This is a genomic window from Shewanella oncorhynchi (genome assembly GCF_030848765.1).
In the GTDB taxonomy this organism is placed as follows: domain Bacteria; phylum Pseudomonadota; class Gammaproteobacteria; order Enterobacterales; family Shewanellaceae; genus Shewanella; species Shewanella oncorhynchi.
In genome coordinates this window covers 2016060-2036477 of record NZ_CP132914.1, presented here as the reverse complement: position 1 = coordinate 2036477, position 20418 = coordinate 2016060, and the positions used below count along the sequence as shown (strand labels likewise).

The following is a 20418-nucleotide window of genomic DNA, read 5'->3' as shown; positions in this document are numbered from 1 at the left end:
TGATATTCACCAGTATCACTGTCTAACAAGCATAAACTGACCGAGTAAATGAATAAAAGCGCCAGTTTTTACTGGCGCTTTTTTATACCTAGGGTTTTATTTATAGGCTTACTATTTATAGGTTTTATCTCTAGCATAAATAGAACAAGCCAAGGCTAAAAACTCATGACCTGCTTTTCAGCAAACATAATCCCATACCTTATCGCTCGACTTCTCTGCCAGCATAACTACTGGCTTACTTCAAAATGACACTATCAGCTTAAAACGTAGCACTATTATGTGAGTTTAGGGTTATTAGCCTCTCCTGATGTGCGTCGCCGCAAGGGCCTCTACTAACTAAAGTAAGCAGTACGTTAAGTGTGTCAGTCAAGTTTGACCTTAAACCCCTCACGAAGAATGCCGACTAAAAGTAGAAATCTAAATGCAAAAAAGCCTCGATATAAATATCGAGGCTTTTTCTTTTTTGGTACCCGAGGCCAGACTTGAACTGGCACGCTGTTACCAGCGAGGGATTTTAAATCCCTTGTGTCTACCGATTCCACCACTCGGGCAAACGCTGAATATTCATGACGGGAATCATGTCAAAAATATTATTAACTCTACATCATTAACGCTTAACACTAATAAATCTATTTAATAAAGCCTATTGAAGATTCGGACTTTATTTTTACCATCACTATCAAAATAATGGTACCCGAGGCCAGACTTGAACTGGCACGCTGTTACCAGCGAGGGATTTTAAATCCCTTGTGTCTACCGATTCCACCACTCGGGCAAACTCTTGATATTAACGACGGGAATCGTGTCATTAATACTTTAATCTATGGAGGCGCGACCCGGAGTCGAACCGAGATCGACGGATTTGCAATCCGCAGCATAGCCATTCTGCCATCGCGCCATAGTTGCTAACTTATGTTGAGTAGAATTAGACTTTAAAAATATTGGAGCGACATATCGGGTTCGAACCGATGACCTATACCTTGGCAAGGTATCGCTCTACCAACTGAGCTAATGTCGCATCTTGTTTTACTATTCACTCAGATAAACAAAGCATTTCACTTTATTACCTAGCTAATATCAAACATCAATATTTGATAACGTTAAGACTTTGTTTGCACATTGCCTCTTGTCTACGGGGTGGCATTCTACCGATTTACCACCCAGTGTCAACCGCTGTTTTATCGATAACTTACTGCTTGCACACTAAATAATCTCTTTGATTTTTTATTGCACTATTCAGCGGTAAGATCTTTCCAAGCGGCTAAAATGTAACTCATCATTGACCAAAACGTTAATACAGCGGCGATATATAACAGTACAAATGCGGCATTCGTCATTAAAGGATTGTATTGCCAAATCAGCCCAATAATTGCCACCATTTGCGCAGCCGTCTTATATTTACCAATCCAAGACACGGCGACAGTACCACGTTTACCAATTTCAGCCATCCATTCCCTCAACGCTGAAATGACAATCTCGCGACCTATCATAAACAGGGCGGGCAATGTCAGCCAGATATTCGCGTATTGATCGACCAACAAAACTAAAGCTGTAATCACCATCAACTTATCAGCGACTGGGTCAAGAAAAGCGCCAAAACGAGTTAATTGTTTCAATTTACGGGCAGCATAACCATCTAATGCATCCGTTAACGCCGCGAGCCAAAAGGTAAATGCGGCAACAAAAGGGGTCCAGTCATAGGGTAAATAAAACAGCACCACAAAAATGGGCAGTAAAAAAAGCCTGAAAAGAGTTAATGCTATAGGTAAGTTAAACGGCATGATCAAACCAGTTAGTCAAAAGCAGCGCCAATCTTGCCTTAATTTTATCACCCTCGCAATGCATCATGAATGGTTTGTGCCATTTCTATGCTGATCCCTGGTACTTTGACTAATTCCGCCACACTTGCCCCTTTCACTTCCTGTAAGCCTCCTAAATGCTGTAACAAAGCTTTACGACGTTTAGGACCAATACCAGGGATAGATTCCAGTGTTGAAGTATTACGGGTTTTCTGGCGACGGTTACGGTGGCCAGTGATTGCAAATCGATGGGATTCATCACGAATATGTTGGATAAGGTGCAGTGCTGGCGAATCCCCTTCGAGGGAAAAGCTGGTTTCGGTATCCCCTAAGATCAAGGTTTCAAGCCCAGGTTTACGGCCCTCACCTTTCGCTACCCCAATAAGCTGCGGCGCTTTATCCAAATGAACAAACTTTTCATCCACTATCTTTTGGGCAATACGCAACTGCCCGAGTCCACCATCGATAAACAGAATGTCAGGGATTTTACCGCCTGCTTCAATTTTATCGAAACGTCGGCTCACCGCTTGCTTCATCGCCGCATAATCATCACCCGGTGTAATACCGTCAATATTATAACGACGATACTCACCTTTGTGCGGCCCTTCGCGATTAAACACCACACAGGAGGCAACGGTGCTCTCTCCCATGGTATGACTGATATCGAAACATTCCATTCGCTGGATAGGCCCACTCAACTCTAAGATTTCTTCGAGTAACACAAAACGCTGTTCGACGGTGTTCTTATGGGACAGGCGCGTAACCACTGCATTCGTCGCATTAGTCACGGCTAAACGTAAGAAGCTCGCCCTGTCGGCGCGAACATTGGTCTTAATCGAAAACTTTTTATCTAGCGCCTCTGAAATCGCCGCTTCAAGTTCATGTAATTCTTCAAAATTATGGCTAATCACCACTTCTTTTGGAATAGTGCGTTGAATATCTGCATTTAAATAAAACTGTAGGATAAAGGAGCGTAGCACCTCATCCATATCAGTTTGGGCTGGCACTGAAGGATAATAACTACGACTGCCAAAAATTTTACCTTCGCGGATAAATAGCAGGTGGAAACAGGCGATGCCTGACGCATAATGCACCCCAATAACATCCATATCGCCTTTATTATTAGAGACTTCCTGTTGCTCGGCAACTTTACGCAGCGCCATGATCTGATCGCGAAATCGTGCAGCCTGTTCATAGGCTTGCTGCTCGGCCGCAAGTTCCATTTTATCAACCAAGGCGCTGATCACTTGCTGATCTTTCCCCTTTAAAAACAGGCTGGCTAATTTCACTTGCTCATCATAATCAGCGTTACTGACTTTGCCCACGCAGGGCGCGCTACAGCGAGACAGTTGATATTGCAAACAGGGGCGTGAGCGCGATTTGTAGTAAAGATCGTCACATTGACGAATAGGAAACAGCTTCTGCATCAAATGCAGGCTTTCACGCACAGCACCGCCATTGGGATAAGGACCAAAATAGTGGCCTTTTTCCCGCTGCGGACCACGATGATAGGCAAGCCTTGGGTGCTCATGCTGGCTTAATAAGATGTAAGGGTAAGATTTGTCATCACGCAACAACACATTGTATTTTGGCATGTATTGCTTGATGTAATCATTCTCAAGCAACAGAGCATCTGTTTCACTGTGGGTCAGCGTCACATCAATATGGTGAATATGTGAAACTAAGGCTTGGGTCTTAACATTACCGAGGTTTTTACGAAAATACGAGGTGAGCCGTTTTTTAAGATCTTTGGCTTTACCCACATAAATGACGTCATTCTTGACGTCATACATGCGATAAACCCCAGCAGAGGATGAAACAGTACGTAAGAAACTTTGGGCGTTAAATTCATTCGACATTATTCACACCCACAGTTTTGGAGACTTAACACAAACAACATAGGAACATATAACCCAAGAACTCGCTAGATTAAAGTCATCGACCAACGCAATCCACTTTCCATTAAAAATGGCCAGCATCCAACATCTTATAGCGAATAGCTAACCGCGTTAGTTCGACATCACCACTGATCCCCAGCTTAGCAAATAAACGATAACGGTAACTGTTAACGGTTTTAGGACTTAAGTTCAGTTGCTCAGAAATATCGTTAACCTTCTCGCCATTGGTGATCATCAACATGATCTGTAACTCACGCTCGGACAAAGACTTAAACGGGTTTTCATCGGCAGGATTAAACTGACTCAGCGCCATCTGTTGGGCAATTTCTGGGGACAAATAGCGTTGTCCGCGAGAGACCTGACGTATCGCTTGCAATACTTCTGGTGGCGTCGCTCCTTTTGTTAAATAGCCCGAAGCGCCAGCCTGCATCACCTTACTTGGGAACGGATCTTCCGTGTGTACAGTTAATACAATAATTTTTGCATGGGGTTGATATCGTAAAATTTTTCGAGTGGCTTCCAATCCGCCCATCCCAGGCATATTCATATCCATTAAGATCACATCCGCTTCATTTTGGCGAGCCCACTGCACCGCAGTCTCACCATCAGGGGCTTCGCCCACGACTTTGATCCCACGTTCATCTTCCAAGATGCGGCGGATCCCAGTTCTCACAAGCTCATGATCGTCAACCAAATATATCGAAATCAACTTAACCCACCTTTTACAATTTACAGCTCGATCCGTGTGTTAGAAAAAGCAACATGGCAAACGGATAACGAGTTCATAGGGCTAATTTAGCCCAACAACCCCATTTCGCAAAGCATAAATTCAACATTGTTAACTAGATGATATTTAAAGGAAGGATTCCAGAATAGCATACCAATAAAAAGCGTTTAAAAACGAAGCAATAACCCCAGAATGACCAGCCTAAAATCCCTGTTAAATCGATATCAAAGTATCCAGAAAATATAGGCAATTTTTCAGTTCAAGAAAAACAAAAGGCCACCATTACTGATAGCCTTTCACGTGAAAATAGCAGAAGAGATACGCTTAGAATCAGGAACCTAAGGTTTTTAAATAGCTTAAATGCAAAAAGGCGTAGGAGCTGCGCTTAGAATGGAGAACCCTAGTTCAAATTTCACACACAAAAAAGGCCATGAATAAACATGGCCTTTTTTGTAAAATATGGCGGAGGAGCAGGGATTTGAACCCTGGGTGGGCTATAAACCCACGCCGGTTTTCAAGACCGGTGCATTAAACCACTCTGCCACCCCTCCGAACGAGCGAGATAATAGCTATCTCTGTCGCCACTGTAAACTCAAATTTATGGTTAATAGTGTTGATTGACTATTTCATATTCACTTAAATCGAAAGCAGTGAACAACAAAGGGCTTAGGATGAGAAAACTGAAATGAAAATTGCACAAACAAAAAAGGCCATCAGTAATGATGGCCTTTTCCGTGAATATGGCGGAGGAGCAGGGATTTGAACCCTGGGTGGGCTATAAACCCACGCCGGTTTTCAAGACCGGTGCATTAAACCACTCTGCCACCCCTCCGAACGAGCGAGATAATAGCTATCAACTACTCTGCTGTAAACCCTTAATTTAAAGAAGCAATCTACATGGTCAATCTACATCCAATCCGCTTAAAAATATCGCGTTATTCAACTTATCTTTGAATCCCTTATCAGTTGAAGCGCCATTTTAAGGTGGCACACTTCACACTATATTAAGACTAAGCTCGATTGATATTGATTAAACGGTCAGATAGTTTCTGCATCTCAAGGCTTAACACATCAAGCGCCGTTGCATCGAGGGAGTTATCTTCACTAATGCTATTTATTCGCACTGCCAACTCATTAATCTCTTGAGTGACTTGGCTTTGCTGCTGAGCAGCTAACGCGATTTGTTGGGCACGCTGTGAAATATCATCGAAACTTTGTACGGTACTCGATAGAGAATTGGCAGCGCCCTCAGCCTCCGCAACCGCATGGACAGTGCGGGACTCCCCAGCTTGCATTGCTTGCACAGCGAGCCGCGAAGCCGATTGCAAAGCGTTAATCATGGTACTAATTTCATTGGCCGAATCTTGAGTTCGCCCCGCAAGGGTTCGAACTTCATCAGCAACGACTGCAAAACCACGACCCTGATCGCCCGCTCTAGCCGCCTCAATTGCCGCATTGAGAGCGAGCAAATTAGTCTGCTCAGAAATCGCCTTAATCACATCTAATACAGCGCCCACCTTTTGACTGTCTTGGGCCAATTGGGATATCACCTTAGTTGCGTTGGCAATTTCTCCTGATAATGCCTCGATGGAAGTATTGCTGGCTGCAACACGAGTTTGCCCTTCTCGCACTACAATCAAAGACGATTGCGCAGTTGCAGCACAATCATTGGTATTATTCGCAACTTCCATAGCGCTTGAAGACATTTGCGTTATCGCAGCGGCTAATTGTGCACTCTCCAGCCGCTGTTGCTCTGCGCGCTGAGCTAACTTACGGCTAAGTCCGCTTAATTGCGTTGCCTCAAATTGAATTTTCTTTGCTTCTTGAGTGATCAGATCTAACATTGCCCTTAACGTCCCTGCATAGGTGTTTACGGCTCGGCGCAAAGCGCCAATCTCATCATCTCGCTGAATTTGCAGCTCAACATTCGCCCCCAAACTACCGCTCCCAAGGGAAGCAATTTGATCTGTGGTTTCCTCAAGTTGCGCCAACAGTTTTTTACCCGATAACCAAGCCAGAGAAAGTAAAATGGCGAGTAATGGTAATAAAAACAATAAAATATCAAATGTTAGCTCACGGGCAAGCCCTGTGACTCGCGTTTTAGGCGTCACAAGGCCAATCACCCATCCGGTATCTGGCATTACAAAAAGACTCACCTCACTCGCCTGATTAAGTCTTCCATCCTTATTTAAGCTTACAGACACCACTTTATTGATTGAGGTTTGCTTAAGTGCAGTTTCAACGGGGGCAAGCCAAGGTAACTGCCCGACGAGATCCGTAAAACGTAACAAAGTGTCGGACTTATTCGTTTCAGGAAAATGTAAGATATTACCTGCTTGGTCTAAAGCAAAAGCATAACCGTCAGTCACATTGCCATGTTCTGTTAAAAATTTAGCTAAATCATCAAGTTTTAAATCTATCGTTGCGACCCCTGCAAATGTCCCCGTGAGACGATATGGCACACTGCATGTCACCATAGCCACCTTTGTAACCAGATCTTGATAAGCCTCTGACCATAAACATTGAGATACTGAGCTAGTCCGCGCGCCCGTATACCAAGGATCATTATGATACCCAGGGCCAGATGGCGCATTATAGTCATCCGAATAAGCCAGTAGATTATCGCTACCACGGGCCCAGAAAAAACTGTGGCGGATACTCCCTGCGACGAATTTATCTGGCTCAGGCCAGATCCCGCCCCCAGCGATAGTGAGATCGCCATTGTTATCAATCAAATTAGGTAAGGAGTTAAGATATAGAGCTTGCTCATGGGGTAGCACTTCTGCGAGGTGTGCAAGGCTTAAAGTAATCCCCTCAATGCTTGCCAACTTAAGTGCGAGTTGCCTTACGATACTGCTCCCCGTTTGCTCAATTAACTCTTGACTCGCCGCCACCACTCGAGGCTGCCCTCGAAGTGACATCACACCAAAAACCGCGAGCCCGGTGAGTAGAAGCAGCACTACACTGCCCATTGTGAGCCGCTGCGAAATACGTGTAGGTAAAAACATAGCTTTCTCTACTTAAAATAAGTCACCCAGATGGGAGAATTGTTCGGCCGTATGGTCCAAGACTGTCGAGAATCATACGTCGCACCATCCTAGTGCAAATTTTAAAGACCATAAAAACCATTAACTTGGCCACAAACTTAGTGTAGACCATAAACGAGAAGCGCGGATAAAAAAGCCCATTAATCAGTAGCAGTCACTGATATCAAAATGAAGAATCTAGGGTTAACACAATGAACAATCATGACAGATAGTCTTTCCCTAAAGCATGGCACTGACGCCACGTTTAGGGTCAAAACCTAAGAGCGGAAATAGCACAAATGCAAAACGCCGCTAATTGCTTAGCGGCATTTTAACTAAATATGGCGCAAGAGCTGAACTTAGAATGAGGAACCTTGGTTCAAATTGCATAAACAAAAAAGGCCATCATTACTGATGGCCTTTCTCGTGAATATGACGCAGGAGCTGCGCTTCAAATCAGGAACCCAAAGGTTCAAACTGTATAAATGCAAAAAGCCGCTAATTGCTTAGCGGCTTTTTGACTAAATATGGCGGAGGAGCTGAACTTAGAATGAGGAACCTTGGTTCAAATTGCACAAACAAAAAAGGCCATCATTACTGATTGCCTTTCTCGTGAATATGGCGCAGGAGCTGCGCTTCAAATCAGGAACCCAAGGGTTCAAACTGTATAAATGCAAAAAGCCGCTAATTGCTTAGCGGCTTTTTGACTAAAAATGGCGGAGGAGCAGGGATTTGAACCCTGGGTGGGCTATAAACCCACGCCGGTTTTCAAGACCGGTGCATTAAACCACTCTGCCACCCCTCCGAACGCCGAAAATAATATAAGTATACCGCTAACTTGTAAACCTCAATTTTTAAATATCGAGTCAAATGTTCAACTTATGTTCACCCCGATGTTTTTTTACAACAAATACATGGCCAGTTTCAACGAATAATCGAGTAAACAGACGTAAAAACACCTATACAGTGAGAGACTTGTCGCCTTGGTATGGTAAAATCACTGCAACTTTTCACGGTAAATGCTTATATGAATTCACTCTTGATACCCACGTCTTCACTCGCACCTGAATTTAGCCTGCCAACCCTTCCCGAAACGGCTGACAATCTAAGCGCATTACTCTTAGGACAAGAGCGTGCTGTGGATGCGTTTAAACTCCACCAAGCTATTGTCGATCAGCACTTGTATCTAGCTGATTTCCCGAGCATTGACCGCCAATTAATGATCCAAGCCTGTATTGATAGCCTAGCGCCGTTATCTCCAGCTTATTTAGTGGCAACACGCCCGACTGACAAAGCGGCAACATTTCAGTGGCAATCAGAGAAACCACAGGAAAATCAGGTCAGTATTGCCGAAAAAACGACTCGCTATCGCTACCTCAGTGGTAATATTCGCCGTGTAGACCTCATTGGCCGTATGGCACAAACAGGAACAACAAGCCAGTATCAAGCTGGTGCTCTGGCCGAATGTCATTATGTATTTATTTGCGCCGAGTCACTTTGGAAACGTGAAGGTTTATGGGAATTAGTGATGCAAATCCTCACCCATAAAGCGTATCAGATTAGCAATAACTTAAGTCCTATCCCGCTCAATTGTAAAATTGTCCTTATCGGTGCAGGAATGATTTATAGCCAAGTCAGAACTGAGGATTGGCAATTTCAACGTCACTTTACCCTACTAGCAGAACTCGCTAGCGAAATCGACTTGGTCCGTTATACAGAGTCACAATACGTCGCATGGTTGCAAGCGGTTGCACAAAGTGTCGAGGTCACTCTAGAACAATCAAGCCTAGCGCTACTTTTTCGTTATAGTGCACGTTTAACTGAACATCAGCGCCGCCTCAGTTTGTCTATGCTCGAGTTTGCCCAACTGATGGTACAAGCTAAAGCCTATTGTGGTAAACCGAGTATCAATGCGAGCAGTATTGAGCTCGCGTTAGCCCAAGCTAACTATCGTCATAACAGCTCGGAAGAGTATTCAGGTCAAAGCTTCGATGACAACTTCATAAATCTGCCAACTTCGGGTGCTATGGTAGGTCAGATCAATGGCTTAACTGTCATTGATGCCATCGATTACAGTTATGGTGAGCCTGCGCGGATCACGGCATCTGTTCACTATGGTGATGGTGAAGTCGCCGATATCGAAAGAAAATCTGAACTTGGTGGCAATATACATGCCAAAGGAATGATGATCCTTTCTGCCTGCTTGTACCGTATCTTTGGGCGAGATGCACCATTACACCTAAATGCCAATATCGTTTTCGAGCAATCCTATCAAGAAATTGATGGTGACAGCGCATCACTCGCCGAATACTGCTGTTTGATGTCAGCGATTGCCGAACAACCCATTATTCAGTCACTGGCAATAACTGGTGCATTGGATCAATTTGGTAATGTGCAAGCGATTGGTGGCATCAACGAGAAAATTGAAGGCTTTTTTAATCTGTGTGAACGTCGTGGTCTCACGGGAGAACAAGGCGTTATTATGCCCAAGTCGAACGTGTTACAGCTTAACCTCAATCCCAAAGTGATTACAGCTGTAGGCAAAGGCTTATTTCACCTCTATGCAATCGAGCATATGGACCAAGCTGTTGAGCTATTAATGCAAATGCCTGCGGGTGTAGCCGATGAAGATAATGATTTTCCACATGATTCATTATACGGCCTTGTGCAGGAACGATTAGACAAGCTCGCAGGAAATGGCGAGGAGGAAATCGGCATAATCACGAGATTACTCGCAAAATTGGGATTTTTTCGCCGCTAATTAGCTGATCGGAGTTGTTTAGCTTACACGTGTTCGCTAATCTTGGCGGCTCTTATTGCTGGAGTAGTAAAACAATGAACAAAGCAAACAGTTTCAATAAAGAAGAACTCATCGCCTGTGGCCATGGGAAATTATTTGGTCCAAACTCACCTCGTCTGCCTGTCGATAACATGCTGATGATAGATAGAATCGTTACTATCAATGATAATGGCGGTGAGTTTGGCAAAGGTGAAATTGTCGCTGAACTCGATATTAATCCAGACTTATGGTTTTTTGACTGCCACTTTATTACCGACCCGGTAATGCCTGGTTGTTTAGGGCTAGATGCCATGTGGCAACTCGTTGGCTTCTATTTAGGCTGGGAAGGCGCAGAAGGCAAAGGCCGTGCTCTGGGTGTAGGTGAAGTGAAGTTTACGGGTCAAGTATTACCAGGCGCTAAGAAAGTCACTTATAAACTCAATATCAAGCGTACTATTCACCGTAAACTGGTGATGGGTATTGCCGATGCAATCCTTGAAGTTGATGGCCGTCAAATCTACAGTGCAACCGATCTTAAAGTCGGTGTCTTTAGCGATACGTCTACATTCTGATCAGTCTTACTCCAATACACTGAAGATATCAGTACTGCAGATATAAAAATGCCCTCATCTGAGGGCAATATGCTGCATTACTTTGCTTGTTCTGGGCTATTTAATTAATGAGTAAAACTCAATTATTTATTAAATAGCCCATTAACTCGGCCATCCACACCTTCACGCCAACCGCCTAACCACTGCGATCGCGAATCAAGATTTGCATATGGACAGAGCTCCTTAGAGCGTCCACCAACCCCAGCTTGGAATCCTTTTGAAAAAGCTCTGTCTAAACGATCTCGTTTTTGTCTTTTCATGCAAGCGTCCTCTGTTCTACATAAAATAGAAGCAAAAGCTTCACCCATAGAAATAGTGCTTTTTGACGCCAAGATCAATCAAAAAATCGGCTATTATACTGACTATTTATTAAACTATTGAGATCTTAGCGAAAAAAAATCGAGGCATTTCGCCTCGATTTTTTTAGTCTGAATTGAAGCTTAAAACTTAACGAATTCGACGACGGAACCACACCAATGGCAAGGCAAATAACCAAGCTAACGTTGCCGCACCAGAACGCTCAAAATTACCGGTATCGGTACTATCTTCAACAGTACAAGCTTCACCACTGGTAGCCGGTTTAAGTACAACCATACGTGGAACATAAGCCGTTACAGGCTCGCCACTACCACTCAGCTCAAATAGCGGTAAGCCATTTTCACCAATAACTATGTTGCCATCTTTATCAAATTGATAAGAAGGTTTACGAATAAAAGCCGTACCTACGATAGTGCCATCTTCATTGATACTCGTACCTTCAACCACTAAAATATCAGCGTTATATTGAAGAATTTTACCCGAGCCATCCTGAACTTCGACCTGATGACGTGCCCAGCTACCATCGTTTGATTTTTCATACCCCTTAGACTCGCAGGTCAGCAATTTATTGATATTGCTAAACTCACCCGTCGACTTCTCATACAGGAAACCCGCTTTGGGGCGTGGCTTCTCTTTATCGTAAGTCGTTTCAACGTAACCAACTACTTGACCTTTATTGTTAATATCCTTGGGTTTACTCGAAAGATCCGTTGCCGTTGAGGCAAAATCATTAGGGGTTACATAGCCAACATCGGGAGTATTAGTATCAAAATAGAAAAACTTGTCGCGCAAATAACCTTGAATATAGCTACGATAACTACCGACAAGAATACCACTATCATTGATGTCATAGGCAATGGAACTTGAAATCGATTCACCCATTGGGATCCAGTGGTATTTATAATTACCTTCGGCATCCTTAGCCCAATAAGCCGCATCTTGGTGCAACTTATCTGTATTGTTGTTACGATAAACGTGCGAACGACCAACAACCACGCCGTTATCATTCACGCCGAGCGCCTGAGCAGTAAAGGTTAAGGTGTTATCAGCTTTAGGCGTTAACCCTAAAGGCAACTCAATTCCCGTAGCGATATTATTGTCGATTTGCCATACATAGGCACGCGTCTGGTACTGAATGTTACGCGTACCCGTAGAGTTCGGATATTGCTCACGTTGTACACAAACATCCAACGGCAAAGTATTATCCGAGCCTAAACAATAATTAACACGATCACTACCATATTTACTGATAGCAGTACTGGCATAACCAGCCACTAAGTTATTATTATTAATAGCTGTAGCAGCAGACCATCCACCTAACTCTGCGATTTTAGTCTTATCAGCATTAACAAATTGCGTGTAGGGAGGAACTAATGGAATTTCAGTGCTACCCACTTTTACAACACCGCGGAACTCATAGTCGCGGTAATACCAATAATCATCGGTAACATCAGTTGTTGCAGTGTTCTCTGTTTTCTTTTCAGGCGCAGTCATGCTGCCCACTTTAATACCGGCATCATTAATACCGTAATAAAAGGTATCAACAGAGTTAATCACAGCAGTATCATTTGGCGGTGTAGTACCATTAATGCTGTCGAATGTCGGTAACCAAGCCCCAGCTGCACCATTTTCTGCAGCAATAAAAGCAAAGTTATTTGCAACAATGGCAGCGGTAATAGAATAAGTAATGGTTTCTTCTGGTGCGATACCGTCGGCAACATCAATCACGCCGCCTTCGACATCTGAACTGCTGAGTTTTTTCTTACCCTTTGAAATACCGACTAATTCACCACTAGCATTTACACCTAAAGCATAACCGTTGCGAGTGCCTTCAAGCGTGCCCAGCAGGTCATAATTATCGATATTAACGATTTCATAGACAGGTGCAGCATGGGCACTGTTTAATACACCAAGGACACCTAAGGCAACCAAGGAAAGGGCTTTATCCAACTTTGACTTCATTAATTCTATTCCCATTTTTATTATTGGTTTACTTCAGTGACTCAAGCTCTTCCCAACGCTCGAAGCAAACTTCCAATTGCTTTTCTTTATCAGCCAACAGACTCAATACCTGATTGACTTTATCCTGCGCCTGACTATAAAAGTCTGAATGTCCAATAGTGGTCTGCAATGCGAGAATTTCTGCCTCCAATTGCTCCATCACATTAGGTAGCGACTCTAACTCACGCTGTAGCTTATACGACAGTTTTTTTACCGCTTTCGCAGGTTCTACAGTTTTAACTTCAACGGGTTTAGTTTCAACCGCAGGAGCTTCGACCGCCTTTTGCGAACTAGGTTCCTCAGAATAAAACTTTGCCCCTTGGTTCACGGCATCTTGATAACCACCTACATACTCGCTCCAATGGCCATTACCCGCATACCACCAGCTACTGGTCACAGTATTGTCGATAAATGCCCTATCATGGCTCACTAGCAACAACGTACCTTGGTATTCAGTGAGCAACGACTCTAGCAATTCTAAGGTCTCAATATCAAGATCGTTAGTTGGCTCATCGAGAATGATTAAGTTTGCAGGGCGAATTAATAACTTAGCCAATAACAAACGGTTCTTCTCACCACCCGACAGCGCTTTCACTGGCGTTCTGGCACGCATAGGCGAGAACAAGAAGTCCTGCAAATAACTTAAAATGTGGCGGTCTTGACCATTGATCGTGATGGTCTTTTTACCTTCACCAACGTTATCTTCAACGGTTTGCTCAGGATCTAACGCTTCACGATATTGGTCGAAATAAGCGATTTCGAGCTTAGTACCGACTTTAATTTCGCCCGATTGCGGTTGCAGCTTCTCGATTAACAGCTTGATCAAGGTTGATTTACCACAACCGTTTGGCCCAATCAGCGCAATACGGTCACCGCGGATAACCGTCGTATTAAAGTTTTTAACCAGATTTTTATCGGGCAGATTGAAGTTAAGATCGGTCACATCAAAGACTAACTTACCAGAACGTTCAGTATCCGATACTGCCATTTTAGCATTGCCTTGACGATTCAGACGTTCACTTCGCTCTTCACGTAGCGCCTTCAGTGCGCGAACTCGACCTTCGTTACGGGTACGTCTGGCTTTAACGCCTTGACGGATCCACACTTCTTCATCGGCGAGACGCTTGTCAAACAAGGCATTTTTCTCGGCTTCGACGCGCAGCCATTCTTGCTTACCATCAAGATACATTTGATAGTTGCCCGGCCATGAGGTCACCACACCACGGTCTAAATCGACAATCCGCGTCGCCATACGGGCAATAAAGCCCCTATCGTGGCTGATAAAGACGATAGCGCCTTGATAATCAAGTAAAAACTTTTCAAGCCACTCGATAGTGTCTATGTCTAAATGGTTGGTCGGTTCATCAAGTAACAACAGATCTGGCTCGCTCACCAGTGCTCTGGCTAACGCCACTTTACGCTGCCAACCACCCGATAACTCGCTCAAGGATTTGTCAGGATCGAGTCCTAATAATTCGCAGTTTTGTTGGATACGAGAATCTAGCTGCCATCCATTATAGTGGTCTAAGGTTTCTTGCAGACCTTGCATTTCATTCAGCATACGATCCATTTGCTCGGGATCGGCATGGGCCACATCGTGGGACAATTGATGATAACGCTCAAGCGCCTCGCCCACTTCCTTTAATCCCGCAGCAATATAAGCGTATACCGTGCCTTGCTCAGCCTTTGGCGGATCTTGTTGTAGACGGCTAACGGTCACATTACCAGCGATGTTGAATTCGCCTTCATCCAGCAGTACATCACCAGATAACACTTTTAATAAACTCGACTTGCCAGCACCATTACGGCCAACAATACACACGCGCTCGCCGCGTTGAATAGTAAAATCCGCTTTTTGTAACAACGGAGTGTAACCATAGGCTAAAGAGCCACTATTGATACGAACCAGACTCAAACTAAGCTCCTGTAAACTCTTGTAATTGCGTTGCGTTAAATGGCCAATGTAATTCTCTACCATCCCAAGCTTTAAGCACAGGGATCGATACGCCATAACGCTGCGCGAGGTATTCATCGTCACAAATATCTATGGCCCGATAGCCAATGTCAGCCGCGTCCAGTAAGGCCGCGGCCAGTTCACACAGATGACATCCCTCTGTGTGATATAGCAGATAATGCCTGTTATCTAATTCTGCTTGAGTCAACTCAGGCATGGGTGATAAGCCAAGTATTATGAATATGTGGATTACGTTTGTAGTCCATAGGCAAAGTCACGTCATCAATGTTCTTCACATTAATGTTCATCTTTGTCAGCGCCTCTATGTCCATCTTAAACTTACGTTTATTATTAGAGAACACTAGCTCGCCCGTTGGGCTGAGCAGTTTCACTAAGGATGCCAGTAAGTTCACATGGTCTCTCTGCACATCGAATGAATCTTCCATACGCTTAGAATTTGAGAAGGTCGGCGGATCGATAAAAATCAGATCGTACTGTTCACGGCAATCACGGATCCACTGCATGCAGTCAGATTGAACAAACTCATACTGCTTACCTTGCAGTCCATTGAGTGCAAAGTTGTCCTTCGCCCAAGCAATATAGGTATTTGACATATCCACCGTCGTCACCGATTTAGCCCCACCAAGCGCCGCATGCACAGAAGCAGAACCTGTGTAAGAGAACAGGTTAAGTACACGGCGTCCCTTAGATTTTTGACCGACTAAACGGCGTGTCAATCTGTGATCGAGGAATAAACCTGTATCCAAATAACCGGTTAAGTTCAGTTTGAACTTAGCGCCATATTCGGTAGTGATAAGCTCTAACTTACGCTCATCCAGCTTTTGATACTGACTCGTGCCCTTTTGACGCTCACGCGTCTTCATGATCATCTTGTTCGGATTGATACCAATGGCCGACGGCAGTGCTAACAAAACATCGCTTAAACGACGCTTGGTTACGGCTTCAGGTATAGTTGCTGGCGCCATATATTCTTGAATAATCACGTAATCTAAGTATTTATCTACTGCGACGTTATATTCAGGAATGTCGGCATCATAAATACGATAGCTGTCGATGCCTTCTTTCTTGGCCCACTTCTCTAATAACTTGGCATTTTTCTTAATGCGGTTAGCAAAAGCAGGGGCGATATCGGCAATGTCGACGCCGTCTGGCAGCACTGGCGTATCACGACGCGTACTGGTCGCATGCAAGGTATAAATGTTAAAGGCACATTCTAGGGCACCGTTGAACATCTTCAGCTGTTTGTCGGCTTTAAGCTTAAGTGATGATACCAGCTCGATATCACTACACAGCATGGCCACTTTCCAGCCGCCAAACTCTTTCTTAAACTTGTCGCCTAGCTGATAGTAAAGCTGCAATAACTCAGACACATTGCCTAAACGTTCACCATAAGGTGGGTTAGTGATCAAATAGCCACTTTCTGCAGGCGGCGTTATCGTCAACGCATCTGCAACTTGAAACTCAATTAACTCGAGTACACCGGCATTTTCGGCGTTACGTTTGGCTAACGCGACTAAGCGCGAATCGATATCTGAGCCGTAGAATTTAATCTCGCAACGTTTCACGCCTAATGAGGCACGCGCTTTTGCTTCTTCAACGATTTCTTGCCACACAGCTTTATCATGACGACGCCAATGTTCAAACCCAAAACGGCTACGTTGTAAGCCTGGGGCAATATCGGCCGCCATTAAAGCCGCTTCAATCAGCACAGTTCCACTACCACAGAAAGGATCGAGCAAGGTCGAAGGCGCTGCTTGCCAGCCACTGCGTACTAACATGTTGGCGGCTAAGTTTTCCTTCAGAGGCGCTTCGCCAGTAGTAGAACGATAGCCACGTTGATGCAATGATGGACCAGAGAAGTTCATCGCAATCGTGATTACGCCATTACGAAAATGGGCATCAACTTTAAAGTCAGCATCGACGCGTGACACATTGGGGCGCTCAACGTCATCGTCCCGGAATCTATCCACAACCGCGTCTTTAATCTTGAGTGCGCCGAACTGGGTATTATTGATAAAACCACCCGTACCATGAAAATCGATACTAAAAGTGCTTTTATTGGAAAAATGCGCCGGCCAATCGACACAATAGGCGGCATTATAAAGTTGCTCTGCCGACTCGCAGCTACCTTTATAGATAACCAACACGATACGGCTGGCTAAACGTGTCCATAAAGTAATCCGATACGCTAAAGCTAAGGGGGCAGTGAAATACACACCAGCAACACTCTCTTTTACTTCAGTCGCACCAAATTCTGTCAGCTCTTGGGCTAAGCTATATTCAAAGCCCTTAGGGGCGGCGGCAAAAAAATTAAGCATGGGATAATCAGTACGCAGTCAAAATCAAAGCGACATTATACCTGCTCGAATACATAAAAGATAAACAGTTATTAGTCGAAACCCCATTTAGTCTCATCCTCGACCTAAGATAATCAACGAAAAATCCCTAACTTATGTTTAAATTGTATGAAAGCCCCCCACTCCGCTTTATATTTAAGCGTTCACCACCTTTTTCGATCTTCGTCCTTGCAATGCCAAGGCGCTGCCGTTATAGTCTGCCCCGCTTTGAAGACGGACGCGGGATGGAGCAGCATGGTAGCTCGTCGGGCTCATAACCCGAAGGTCGTAGGTTCAAATCCTGCTCCCGCAACCATTTAAAAGCAAAATAGCAAAGTAATACAGATAGATATCGGACGCGGGATGGAGCAGCATGGTAGCTCGTCGGGCTCATAACCCGAAGGTCGTCGGTTCAAATCCGGCTCCCGCAACCACTTTCTATATGTGTTTATAACGAGAAACAGCTTATCGGGCTCAACTCCTTATAAACAACAGGCGAAGGTAGTCAGTTAAAATACGACTCCAGCAACCAATTCTTAGATGACAGAATTAAAATAGTTATTAACAGCAACAATCGGACGCGGGATGGAGCAGCATGGTAGCTCGTCGGGCTCATAACCCGAAGGTCGTCGGTTCAAATCCGGCTCCCGCAACCACTTTCTATATGTTTTTATAAAGAGAAACAGCTTATAGCGCTCAATTCCTTATAAACAACAGGCGAAGGTCGTCAGTTAAAATCCGGCTCCTGCAACCAATTCTTAGATGACAGAATTAAAATAGTTATTAACAGCAACAATCGGACGCGGGATGGAGCAGCATGGTAGCTCGTCGGGCTCATAACCCGAAGGTCGTCGGTTCAAATCCGGCTCCCGCAACCACTTTATATATGCTTATAACGAGAAACAGCTTATCGGGCTCAACTCCTTATAAACAACAGGCGAAGGTAGTCGCTGATTTAACATTAGCAATCCGGCTTCCGCAACCAATTCTTTGATGACAGAATTAAAACAGTTATTAACAACAATCGGACGCGGGATGGAGCAGCATGGTAGCTCGTCGGGCTCATAACCCGAAGGTCGTCGGTTCAAATCCGGCTCCCGCAACCAATTCTCTTTGTGAAAGAGAAAATTGACCAGCATAAGCTGGTTTTTTTATATCTAAAATTCATAGAAAACCACAGTTAAATACAGAACAGAGCAACATGCTCACTCGTCGGGCTCAATTCTTTATAAACAAAGGATGAAGGTCGTCGCTGATTTAACATTAGCAATCCAGCTCCCGCAACCAATTCTCTTTATGAAAGAGAAAAATAACCAGCACAAGCTGGTTTTTTTGTATCTAAAATTCGTAATAACCCTCTGTAAAATCCTAACCAGATCACTATGGTAGCGCTCATCAGATTCAACGACCTATAAACAACCGATGAAAGCCATCAGTTCAAATCATCTTCAACAACAGCGTCCAAAATAAGATTTAAACTGATCAACTGACATCAATGCATTTTTTGGATGTCAAATTTCGCCATAAAAGTGTCGGACAATATGACTCCTGCCATAGCACCAAAGGAAACGGCGAAAATCATGATGAAAGGTAGAGGTTTCAAATAAGCAGAAGTGAGAACACCTTGACCGAACCAGTGCAGTAAAAGACCAAGGATCATGACGCCAAAAGCGAGCTTGTTCGCGGCAAAAAACATCGGAATTTCGAACGCCCACAACGCTTTATTTTCCTTAAATTGAGCGAAACCGAAATAGAGATAAAGCAGCAATGCCAACATAGCGATCGCACAAACGCTGAGTGTATAGCTTAATTGAGATGTCCCAGCCAAGACTTGATAGCCGATACGAATGGCATAAATACCGACACCCAACCAAAGTATCAGTAGTGGCAATAAAATGAGTCCCATTTTTTATCCTTAAAAGTTGAGATATACATGCACTTTGCACCTAAAGCGAGCTCTAAAAATAGGCGCTTAATGCTATCCCAGACCTCGGTTCGTGAAGTGAGCGCTTGAAGTAAGTTCTTAGATTGAGCACTTAGCGTCAGATCCTATAGAAAGTTAGGACTTGGAATGAGCGCTTAGAGTCTATTCTTAAAGTAAATGCCTTAAGCAACCGTTAAAATAGCGCCAAGACCAGCATGCTACTTTATCCGCGCCATATGATACACACTGACAAACTCACCATTTCTAAAAGCAAAATCCTTCGACTCACCTTCAATTACAAAGCCAAACTTTTTATACAGACCAATGGCGGCATGATTATCGGTATAAACCGTTAATTCAATTCGTTTTATATTCATCCATTTATCGGTAAGCTCAAGCATAGCGTTAATCAAAGCGCTACCAACACCGCGGCCTTGGTAGCTGTCTTTTACCCCCATTCCAAAGGAGGCAACATGCCTACGACGGGGTTGCTCGTACACCTCAAAACCCAACTCGCCAACAATTTCACCTTCAATCTCTGCGACATAGCGACTAATATGATTCGATGTTGCCGCAAGGCGTGACTCCCATTTATCAGTCGATGGCCAAGGGAGTTGTAAGGTACCCGTATAGGCATTTGGGCAGGCATATACGGCTTGAATGGCTGCGGCGTCACGCTTCTCTGCATGCCTAATCGTAATCTTTTCCAATGAGTCCCCTCCATGGTTTTCTAATAAAAAATACCTGTCCGGTTCAACGTACACAGAGCTAAGCACACAGATCTAAATCAACGAATTAGCTTAGGCACAAAGGCGCGAACACTGTGGCGAATCGCAACTCTGCCCGCTTCTTATCAAACCGACTTTACGTATGAAGCTTGTATAAGACAAGTATGAAATTTAAAAAACTATTGATAAACCTAGTTTTTATATGGATAGATATCAATTGAGATGAGAATTGAATCATAGCGCTATTTCCACAGCCTTATAACCACAACCCTGCCTCGACACCGATGTTGAAACAC

At 44.1% G+C, this 20418-nt stretch carries 13 protein-coding genes and 12 tRNA genes; 7 read left to right on the top strand and 18 right to left on the bottom strand.

The genetic code is table 11. The features are described from left to right. Positions 1 to 464: 464 nt before the first annotated feature. The 11 genes from RA178_RS09190 to RA178_RS09140 form a co-directional block, all read right to left on the bottom strand. A tRNA-Leu gene (locus RA178_RS09190) sits at positions 465 to 551 on the bottom strand. 137 nt (positions 552 to 688) lie between these two features. Beyond that, a tRNA-Leu gene (locus RA178_RS09185) sits at positions 689 to 775 on the bottom strand. A gap of 49 nt (positions 776 to 824) precedes the next feature. Then, a tRNA-Cys gene (locus tag RA178_RS09180) sits at positions 825 to 898 on the bottom strand. A 44-nt stretch (positions 899 to 942) separates the two neighbouring features. Beyond that, positions 943 to 1018, bottom strand: a tRNA-Gly gene (locus RA178_RS09175). A gap of 214 nt (positions 1019 to 1232) precedes the next feature. Then, positions 1233 to 1781 carry a CDP-diacylglycerol--glycerol-3-phosphate 3-phosphatidyltransferase gene (gene pgsA / locus RA178_RS09170; RefSeq protein WP_028759642.1) on the bottom strand — a complete coding sequence of 183 codons (549 nt, stop codon included), beginning with the start codon at positions 1779 to 1781 and terminating at the stop codon, positions 1233 to 1235. Between the two features lie 47 nt (positions 1782 to 1828). Then, positions 1829 to 3658 carry an excinuclease ABC subunit UvrC gene (gene uvrC, locus RA178_RS09165; RefSeq protein ID WP_263181527.1) on the bottom strand — a complete coding sequence of 610 codons (1830 nt, stop codon included), beginning with the start codon at positions 3656 to 3658 and terminating at the stop codon, positions 1829 to 1831. 103 nt (positions 3659 to 3761) lie between these two features. After that, the gene (uvrY, locus tag RA178_RS09160; protein ID WP_006082070.1) at positions 3762 to 4406 is read right to left on the bottom strand and encodes a UvrY/SirA/GacA family response regulator transcription factor; all 645 of its coding nucleotides are present in this window, start codon (positions 4404 to 4406) and stop codon (positions 3762 to 3764) included. 478 nt (positions 4407 to 4884) lie between these two features. Next, positions 4885 to 4975, bottom strand: a tRNA-Ser gene (locus RA178_RS09155). Positions 4976 to 5165: 190 nt separating this feature from the next. Further along, positions 5166 to 5256: transfer RNA gene (locus tag RA178_RS09150), tRNA-Ser, on the bottom strand. Positions 5257 to 5434: 178 nt separating this feature from the next. Further along, positions 5435 to 7432 carry a methyl-accepting chemotaxis protein gene (locus RA178_RS09145; protein ID WP_306685187.1) on the bottom strand — a complete coding sequence of 666 codons (1998 nt, stop codon included), beginning with the start codon at positions 7430 to 7432 and terminating at the stop codon, positions 5435 to 5437. Positions 7433 to 8164: 732 nt separating this feature from the next. Next, positions 8165 to 8255: transfer RNA gene (locus RA178_RS09140), tRNA-Ser, on the bottom strand. A 222-nt stretch (positions 8256 to 8477) separates the two neighbouring features. On the opposite strand from RA178_RS09140, the gene RA178_RS09135 reads away from it, so the two are divergent. Continuing rightward, on the top strand, positions 8478 to 10211 hold the full coding sequence (locus RA178_RS09135; RefSeq protein ID WP_306685186.1) for an AAA family ATPase: 1734 nt from the start codon (positions 8478 to 8480) through the stop codon (positions 10209 to 10211). Between the two features lie 74 nt (positions 10212 to 10285). Next, complete coding sequence (gene fabA / locus RA178_RS09130; protein WP_028759638.1) at positions 10286 to 10801, top strand: bifunctional 3-hydroxydecanoyl-ACP dehydratase/trans-2-decenoyl-ACP isomerase; 516 nt, start codon at positions 10286 to 10288, stop codon at positions 10799 to 10801. Positions 10802 to 10923: 122 nt separating this feature from the next. Here fabA and rmf read toward each other — a convergent pair whose 3' ends face one another. The 5 genes from rmf to rlmKL all read right to left on the bottom strand — a co-directional run bounded on the left by rmf (position 10924) and on the right by rlmKL (position 17452). After that, entirely contained in the window at positions 10924 to 11100 is a 177-nt protein-coding gene (gene rmf / locus RA178_RS09125; protein ID WP_006082074.1) for a ribosome modulation factor, read from the bottom strand. A gap of 187 nt (positions 11101 to 11287) precedes the next feature. Further along, complete coding sequence (locus RA178_RS09120; RefSeq protein ID WP_306685185.1) at positions 11288 to 13120, bottom strand: DUF3466 family protein; 1833 nt, start codon at positions 13118 to 13120, stop codon at positions 11288 to 11290. A 28-nt stretch (positions 13121 to 13148) separates the two neighbouring features. Next, the gene (locus tag RA178_RS09115) at positions 13149 to 15074 is read right to left on the bottom strand and encodes an ABC transporter ATP-binding protein (RefSeq protein WP_306685184.1); all 1926 of its coding nucleotides are present in this window, start codon (positions 15072 to 15074) and stop codon (positions 13149 to 13151) included. Position 15075: 1 nt separating this feature from the next. After that, complete coding sequence (locus tag RA178_RS09110; protein WP_168827464.1) at positions 15076 to 15330, bottom strand: glutaredoxin family protein; 255 nt, start codon at positions 15328 to 15330, stop codon at positions 15076 to 15078. After that, entirely contained in the window at positions 15323 to 17452 is a 2130-nt protein-coding gene (gene rlmKL, locus RA178_RS09105; RefSeq protein WP_306685183.1) for a bifunctional 23S rRNA (guanine(2069)-N(7))-methyltransferase RlmK/23S rRNA (guanine(2445)-N(2))-methyltransferase RlmL, read from the bottom strand. The genes RA178_RS09110 and rlmKL overlap by 8 nt, the downstream gene beginning before the upstream one ends. Positions 17453 to 17709: 257 nt before the next feature. On the opposite strand from rlmKL, the gene RA178_RS09100 reads away from it, so the two are divergent. From RA178_RS09100 to RA178_RS09080, 5 genes are all read left to right on the top strand, one after another. Continuing rightward, a tRNA-Met gene (locus tag RA178_RS09100) sits at positions 17710 to 17786 on the top strand. A 41-nt stretch (positions 17787 to 17827) separates the two neighbouring features. Beyond that, a tRNA-Met gene (locus tag RA178_RS09095) sits at positions 17828 to 17904 on the top strand. 145 nt (positions 17905 to 18049) lie between these two features. Beyond that, positions 18050 to 18126, top strand: a tRNA-Met gene (locus tag RA178_RS09090). A 145-nt stretch (positions 18127 to 18271) separates the two neighbouring features. Continuing rightward, positions 18272 to 18348 (top strand) — tRNA-Met (locus tag RA178_RS09085). A gap of 151 nt (positions 18349 to 18499) precedes the next feature. Then, positions 18500 to 18576 (top strand) — tRNA-Met (locus RA178_RS09080). 386 nt (positions 18577 to 18962) lie between these two features. On the opposite strand, the gene RA178_RS09075 is transcribed toward RA178_RS09080, so the two are convergent. Then, the gene (locus tag RA178_RS09075) at positions 18963 to 19376 is read right to left on the bottom strand and encodes a hypothetical protein (RefSeq protein ID WP_212601335.1); all 414 of its coding nucleotides are present in this window, start codon (positions 19374 to 19376) and stop codon (positions 18963 to 18965) included. 236 nt (positions 19377 to 19612) lie between these two features. Beyond that, the gene (locus RA178_RS09070) at positions 19613 to 20104 is read right to left on the bottom strand and encodes a GNAT family N-acetyltransferase (RefSeq protein ID WP_006082080.1); all 492 of its coding nucleotides are present in this window, start codon (positions 20102 to 20104) and stop codon (positions 19613 to 19615) included. Positions 20105 to 20418: the final 314 nt, after the last annotated feature.

Excerpts from the sequence above, each read along its gene's own strand:
- RA178_RS09135 (WP_306685186.1), top strand. The coding sequence starts at position 8,478 with ATGAATTCACTCTTGATACCCACGTCTTCACTCGCACCTGAATTTAGC.
- RA178_RS09075 (WP_212601335.1), bottom strand. The coding sequence starts at position 19,376 with ATGGGACTCATTTTATTGCCACTACTGATACTTTGGTTGGGTGTCGGT.
- uvrC (WP_263181527.1), bottom strand. The coding sequence starts at position 3,658 with ATGTCGAATGAATTTAACGCCCAAAGTTTCTTACGTACTGTTTCATCC.
- rmf (WP_006082074.1), bottom strand. The coding sequence starts at position 11,100 with ATGAAAAGACAAAAACGAGATCGTTTAGACAGAGCTTTTTCAAAAGGA.
- rlmKL (WP_306685183.1), bottom strand. The coding sequence starts at position 17,452 with ATGCTTAATTTTTTTGCCGCCGCCCCTAAGGGCTTTGAATATAGCTTA.
- RA178_RS09110 (WP_168827464.1), bottom strand. The coding sequence starts at position 15,330 with ATGCCTGAGTTGACTCAAGCAGAATTAGATAACAGGCATTATCTGCTA.
- pgsA (WP_028759642.1), bottom strand. The coding sequence starts at position 1,781 with ATGCCGTTTAACTTACCTATAGCATTAACTCTTTTCAGGCTTTTTTTA.
- RA178_RS09145 (WP_306685187.1), bottom strand. The coding sequence starts at position 7,432 with ATGTTTTTACCTACACGTATTTCGCAGCGGCTCACAATGGGCAGTGTA.
- fabA (WP_028759638.1), top strand. The coding sequence starts at position 10,286 with ATGAACAAAGCAAACAGTTTCAATAAAGAAGAACTCATCGCCTGTGGC.
- RA178_RS09120 (WP_306685185.1), bottom strand. The coding sequence starts at position 13,120 with ATGAAGTCAAAGTTGGATAAAGCCCTTTCCTTGGTTGCCTTAGGTGTC.